Source organism: Pseudomonas sp. SIMBA_068 (assembly GCF_046534705.1).
Classification (GTDB): Bacteria; Pseudomonadota; Gammaproteobacteria; order Pseudomonadales; family Pseudomonadaceae; genus Aquipseudomonas; species Aquipseudomonas putida.
In genome coordinates this window covers 1-267 of record NZ_JAWRYI010000638.1, presented here as the reverse complement: position 1 = coordinate 267, position 267 = coordinate 1, and the positions used below count along the sequence as shown (strand labels likewise).

The window sequence follows — 267 nt, the reverse complement described above, 5'->3', positions numbered from 1 at the left end:
CAACAACGCCATTCTGGCGAGTGAAATTGCCAAAGAATACCAGCGTCTCGCGGGTTAATTTCTGACGGGCAGAAAGCCGTCGCCCGTACTCATCAAACATACCAAAACCTGGCGCTGACGCCGGGTTTACTGGCATGAAGGGAAAATCATTATGGACATAATGAGAAGTGTTGTGGGGATGGTGGTGTTACTGGCAATAGCATTTCTGTTGTCAGTGAATAAAAAGAGCATCAGTTTGCGTACGGTTGGAGCCGCACTGCTGCTGCA

The 267-nt window shown here is 49.1% G+C and carries 1 protein-coding gene; it reads left to right on the top strand.

Annotated elements, in window-relative coordinates; translation table 11 throughout:
* Positions 1-151: 151 nt before the first annotated feature.
* The coding region (locus SB756_RS30770; protein WP_286203863.1) for a Na+ dependent nucleoside transporter N-terminal domain-containing protein at positions 152-267 on the top strand (116 nt) is incomplete at its 3' end.